Here is a 5,772-nt window from a genome sequence, read left to right as displayed (position 1 = left end):
TAATGCATTTTGGATTTACGAATTGAAGAAGAATCCCATGTTTAAAACCAAATGGCTGTATCTGTATCTGCTTATTATTTTGAGCAAAGGAATAGTCTGCTTTTAATATATTATAAGCTAAATACAGAATATAAGCAGCACCGATCCACCTCATTATTGATTCCAAAGAAGGTATAATTGTCAATAATAATTTAGAGCATAGTCCACCAAGTAATGATATCAATATGAATCCAAGAGTAATACCATAAATAAAGTTAATTGACTTTTTTATGCCATGTCTAACACCCATAGAAGTACACGCGATATTTCCGGGACCGGGTGTATAGATAGTTACTAATACAAAAGGAATAAGGGAAGCAACATCAATATTTTCCATTGATATCTGTTTTAGTATTTCGAATTTTATTATTTTTTTAGTAAAATTATTCAATAGTTGTGGTTAGTTTACATTAAATCAATATAGATGTCAATGATAGAAAATGACAGTCAGTCGATGTTATTAGAATGCTTATAATCAAAAAGAATATTTTTTAAAATTATTTTTGCCATATATCGATACATTCATTATAATATTACTATAAATCAAATATAATATCAGCTATTATAAGCAGGTGATAAGGAGGGATGGTAATTGAACATATCATTAGATGTAATGGGCGGAGACTATAGCCCAGAAGAAACTCTAAAAGGAGCCTTTCTTTTTTTAAGAGATAAAAATGCCTCAATAACACTTTTGGGGGAGGCAATATTAATAGAACAGGATCTAGAAAAATATCCCTTTGATAAGGAGAAAATTGAGATTATTGATTGTCCCGATAGGATTAGTAATGATTTATTGCCTACAGAGGCTATTAAAGGAAAAAACAGCTCCTCGATTATGATGGGAATGGATTTATTAAAAGATGGGAAAACAGAAGCGTTTGTTTCTGCCGGTAATAGCGGTGCAGTTATGGCAGCGGCACTTTTAAAATTAGGTTGCATGCCCGGGATTAAACGCCCAGCCATTGCTGTGATTATACCGACTTTAAATGGCAATAAAATTATTCTTGATATGGGTGCTAATGTTGATTGTAAACCAATCCATTTACTTCATTTTGCCCTTATGGGTGCTTCTTATGCCAGATATGAGCTTAATATCAATCAACCTAAAGTAGCATTACTCAATATAGGAGAAGAGATGAACAAAGGGAACCGATTAACCAGGGAGGCTTATATCCTACTCAAAGATAGGCAGGATCTTAATTTTATGGGAAATATCGAAGGAAGGGATATCTTTATGGGGTTAGCAGATGTTATTGTCTGCGATGGTTTTGTAGGTAATATTGTTCTGAAAACTGCAGAAGGCTTAAGCAATATGTTTATGACTGATTTTAAAGTCAGTATTTTAAGAAGCCTTCCTGATGATGTTACTACTCAAATGTTAAAAGAAAGATTTAGCGATTATGCCAGAAGACGGAACTATAAAACTTATGGAGGAGCGCCGCTATTAGGAGTAAATGGATTGTGTTTTATCTGTCATGGTAGATCTAAGGCAGAGGCAATAAAAAATGCTTTATATAGCGCCTCGGTATTTGTTGAAAACAAGGGATTAGACCACCTTAAAGCACTTGATCTTGATTCAAAATATACGACCCAGGATGAAACCTAATAACAAACCAATCAAAAAAATAGTTGTTACAATGCGGGCGTCTTTCACCAAGGCTATTCCTTTAAAGCGGATAACAATTAAAGTAACGAAATAGGCCATGACATTTAATGTAACAAAGATAGGCCAGGTGATGATCTTAGCAATCATAGGCCCGATATAGGGAACAGATTGAATTAATACCAGCAGATAAGTGAATATATTACTGAACATATCAATTGCTATTCCTAACAAGGCGATAATTACAGTTATAAGGAATACATCTATATCAGTATATCTGAACAGATAGTATATTAATAAGAGAAGAAGAGCAGCAAACAGAAAATCTGTAGCTGAAATTTGAGTTTTTTTAGGTATTCTGGGTTTAAATTCCTGATTAAAAGGAATCTTTTGACTTGATTTTTTATTATTCATATTAATTTAATGTGATGTTCGTAATTTTACAAATTCTTTATTCATAATATTTCATTGTAAGTGTAGAGATAGTTTTTCATAAGATATTCAAGGATCATTCTTCCCCTTGAGAACCTCTTAAATTAACTTCACGCTTAATATTTATTATTCATTAGAATATCTGGTGATTCATTTTTTATAAAAATCTTCTTTTGCCTGAATTATAATAATTATGAAAATGACACTCTATTGTATAATCAGGCTTAGTGTATCTTGCTCTCCTTATTTAGAAAAAAGTGTGTAATAATAGCAGAATTAGTTTGAAATTTCACTATTATTACATATGTTGATATTCGTTATCATATAGAAATATGTTATTCATTGTCAAATTTTTTAACGAGGCATAATTATCCGGTAGTTAGAATTATATATAAATTATAGTTAATAAATATCTCAAATATGGTTTGCTGTAATAAGCTTTTTAGTTTATGGTTGTTAGTTTCAAACCATGTTTGCTCTATAGAATAAAGTATAGAATTAAACCAGAGATAATAGTAAGCGGAACAGTGATTAATAGTCGCAATCCCACGAGTTGTGGTTCAAAGAAAATGAAATCATAGACAATTCGACTTAATCCGATTGCTCCATAACCGATTAGCATGGTTACAATGATGCTTATGTGGGCACCTTTCTGTAAAAGAGATTGCAAAATGGGATATACTGCATATGGTCCTCCCTGGAGTAAACCTGCTAAAAGCCCTCCGGTGATGATTCCTTTTATACCGCTTTCTTGTCCAAACCATTTTATGATTATCTCATCAGGCAATAAAAGAGTAATAGCCTGAGAGATAAGGAGAGCTGCAAAAATAAACGGCATTAATTCAAAAAAAATGCGTATCGAATTGGTAAATCCTTTCCTGGCAATTTCTGGTTTATCCAGTATTAAATACAGGTATAATAGAATTGTTCCTAAAACAATTATTCTTTGAGCCCAGTTTTTACCGATGAAATAGATAATAAAGTTCATAATTTTTTCTCCTTTATCAGTAACTGGTATGTTTTCTTTAAGTATAGCATAACTTAAACCTGGTTATATTTGATAAATAGAAATTTATAAGTAGACCTCTTCTTGATAATTTGTTAAAATCATTTCATCTTATTGATAATTAAAAATATATTTTAATATCATTGTTACTTAAAATTCTAGGAATTAGGAAATATCGCCATGTCTTTTTTATCTACAGTTTTTCTGGCTATTGGGCTGGCTATGGATGCCTTTACTGTATCTATTACCGGAGGTATTGTCTCCGGTACCGCGAATCTGGTTTTTGCTTTAAAGATTGCTTTTTTATTTGCTGGTTTCCAGATGATAATGCCCTTGATAGGCTGGTGGTTAGGCCAGAATATAGTAATTTATATAGCACAATATGATCACTGGATTGCCTTTCTTCTCCTATGCCTGGTTGGAGCCAGAATGATTTACGACTCTTTTCAGAAGACAGAAAAGAAACAATCTATTAATTTCAATAGTATATCAGTACTGTTATTATTAGCGTTAGCTACCAGTATTGATGCGTTTATCGCTGGAGTAAGTTTATCCTTTCTGGAACTGGATATCATAAAAACAATTATTATTATTGGTATAATTACTTTGCTCTTATCTTTAATAGGGGTTAGAATAGGCAAAGTATTAGGCTATTTAATGGAGAGGTATGCTGACCTGGTTGGTGGTATAATCTTGATTTTTATTGGTCTTCAAATTTTAGTAGGACATATTAGAGGATAATAGGTTGAACAGGGAAAAATGTAATTACAATTATTTTATTAAATTAATTCCTGTCTTATTATTTTCCATTTTTTTTGGTGGATGCTTTTTCTTTCCCTATGGTTCACTTTATGTAACCAGTAATCCATCCGGTGCACAAATTTTTCTTAACGATACTGATACCGGAATGGTTACTCCTGCTCTAATTACTAATCTCTATCAAGGTTCCTATACCATTATGTTAACTTTAGATAATCCTCCCCTGAGCCGGACTGAATCAGTGGTTATTACTCAAAAGCAGACTACTTCAGCATATTTAGAGTTATTTCCTGAAGCAGAATATCGAGCTTTATGCGTAGGTGTTGATAAATATAAAGATCCAGGTATAACTGATTTGTATGCTCCTTCTTTTGATGTTTCCAGGATGATTCAGATTTTTAGAAATACTCGATTTGGTGATGGAAAAACTATTTTTTCTGTGCTTAACACTCTGATTGGAGAACAAGCCACTCATTCCAATATCTTACAGGAAATTTCCTTGTCATTTTCCCAGGCTAATGATAATGATGTTTCCTACTTTTATTTCTCTGGCCATGGCTGGAGTAATGGTGTTATAACTACTATTTTACCTTATGATGCGGTAATAGAGGATTATTCCATGGATATTACTGTTGAGGAATTAGCTGCTGCTTTAGTGAAAATATCCGGAACAAAAGTAGTAATTATGGATTCTTGTTATTCTGGGGGGTTTATTGGCAAGGAATTACTTTCTCGGGTAGGTATGAATCTAGAAGAACTGCAGATATTGAATGCTAATATCCTGGAATCTTTCGCTTTATATAATTTAAAATTGGCAAAGGGGAATCTTGCTTCAGAGGGATTCCAGGTAATTGTATCTGCTTCCGGAGATCAGCAATGTTTTGAAACAACCAAACCACATCCTATTGATGGCTATCCCTATGGCTATTTTTCTGCGTTCTTTTGCGATGGTTGTGGTTATAATGATTTTAGTTTTCCTTATCCCGCTGACATTAATCTGGATTATAAGGTGACATTAAATGAGATTTACCAGTACATTTACCCTTCCTTAGCCTATTTAGAACAGGATGTTCAGGTCTTTCCTCAGAATTCTTCCTTTACCTTGATTGAATATTGAAGATTGTTTAAAGGTAGGAATTGATTGAAAATCTTTCCTTAAAAATAGGAAAAATTTTAAAGGTCAAGCGAAATTTGTTCTTATTAAAATATCACTAAAAGGTTTCGTTTGCATTGTTGACAAATTGTAAACAACTGAATTATAATAATAAAAAGAAAACTACAAAAGGTAAATTTATATTTTGATTGACAATTTTTTATATTCAGAAAAATTGTTATCCCTCAAAGACAAGGCTTATCAAGCAATAAAATTAGAGATAATTATAGGCAATCTTAAACCCGGATTATTTTTGGTAGAAGAAAAAATATCCAAGAGTATGAATATCAGTCGAGGTCCTATTCGGGAAGCTTTAAATAGATTAGAAAAGGAAGGATTTGTTAATATTATTCCCTATAAAGGTACAATGGTTTCTAATATTACTCAGCAGGAAGTAAAAGATATATGCAGGATAAGGAAAGTGCTTGAACCATTAGCTGCTAAAGAATCATTACCAAGAATATCTAGGTCTTATTTAGAAAGAATCAAAAAAAATTTTATTCAGCTAAGCTCCAAATCAGAAAATAAAGAAAGTAAAAACCATTTTTTTGTTTTAGATAAAGACTTTCATAAATTATTATATAGTGAATGTGGAAATAAAAAACTGATAGATATTCTGGATAACTTTGGGGATCATACCAATTGGTTTATGAATATATTTATAAAAAATTATCCCTATAAAGAATCTATCAAGGAACATTTAGAAATTATAGAGGCTATTGAAAAGAAGGAAGAAGATTTAGTTGAATCAACTATCAAAAAGCATTTAGAGCGAGT

General features: G+C 31.9%; 7 protein-coding genes. 4 read left to right on the top strand and 3 right to left on the bottom strand.

What is annotated here, in order from left to right:
• A partial coding sequence (locus PHD84_06790) for a LysE family transporter (protein ID MDD5637504.1) occupies positions 1-376 on the bottom strand: 376 nt, incomplete at its 3' end.
• A 255-nt stretch (positions 377-631) separates the two neighbouring features.
• On the opposite strand from PHD84_06790, the gene plsX reads away from it, so the two are divergent.
• Complete coding sequence (plsX, locus tag PHD84_06785; protein MDD5637503.1) at positions 632-1,648, top strand: phosphate acyltransferase PlsX; 1,017 nt, start codon at positions 632-634, stop codon at positions 1,646-1,648.
• Here the strand turns inward: plsX and PHD84_06780 are convergent.
• On the bottom strand, positions 1,619-2,059 hold the full coding sequence (locus tag PHD84_06780) for a hypothetical protein (GenBank protein ID MDD5637502.1): 441 nt from the start codon (positions 2,057-2,059) through the stop codon (positions 1,619-1,621). The genes plsX and PHD84_06780 overlap by 30 nt on opposite strands.
• Positions 2,060-2,555: 496 nt before the next feature.
• Positions 2,556-3,065, bottom strand: a complete 510-nt coding sequence (locus PHD84_06775; protein MDD5637501.1) for a permease — start codon at positions 3,063-3,065, stop codon at positions 2,556-2,558.
• Positions 3,066-3,263: 198 nt separating this feature from the next.
• Here PHD84_06775 and PHD84_06770 point away from each other — a divergent pair, with 198 nt between their 5' ends.
• The 3 genes from PHD84_06770 to PHD84_06760 all read left to right on the top strand — a co-directional run.
• Positions 3,264-3,824 (top strand): manganese efflux pump MntP family protein, encoded by a 561-nt coding sequence (locus tag PHD84_06770; protein ID MDD5637500.1) that lies wholly within the window; start codon positions 3,264-3,266, stop codon positions 3,822-3,824.
• Between the two features lie 4 nt (positions 3,825-3,828).
• Positions 3,829-4,959, top strand: a complete 1,131-nt coding sequence (locus PHD84_06765; GenBank protein ID MDD5637499.1) for a caspase family protein — start codon at positions 3,829-3,831, stop codon at positions 4,957-4,959.
• Between the two features lie 181 nt (positions 4,960-5,140).
• On the top strand, positions 5,141-5,772 hold a 632-nt coding region (locus tag PHD84_06760), incomplete at its 3' end, for a GntR family transcriptional regulator (protein ID MDD5637498.1).

Source organism: Atribacterota bacterium (assembly GCA_028717805.1).
In the GTDB taxonomy this organism is placed as follows: Bacteria; Atribacterota; Phoenicimicrobiia; order Phoenicimicrobiales; family Stramentimicrobiaceae; genus Stramentimicrobium.
This window is presented reverse-complemented; position numbering and strand designations above follow the sequence as displayed.

Excerpts from the sequence above, each read along its gene's own strand:
- PHD84_06780 (MDD5637502.1), bottom strand. The coding sequence starts at position 2,059 with ATGAATAATAAAAAATCAAGTCAAAAGATTCCTTTTAATCAGGAATTT.
- PHD84_06775 (MDD5637501.1), bottom strand. The coding sequence starts at position 3,065 with ATGAACTTTATTATCTATTTCATCGGTAAAAACTGGGCTCAAAGAATA.
- PHD84_06770 (MDD5637500.1), top strand. The coding sequence starts at position 3,264 with ATGTCTTTTTTATCTACAGTTTTTCTGGCTATTGGGCTGGCTATGGAT.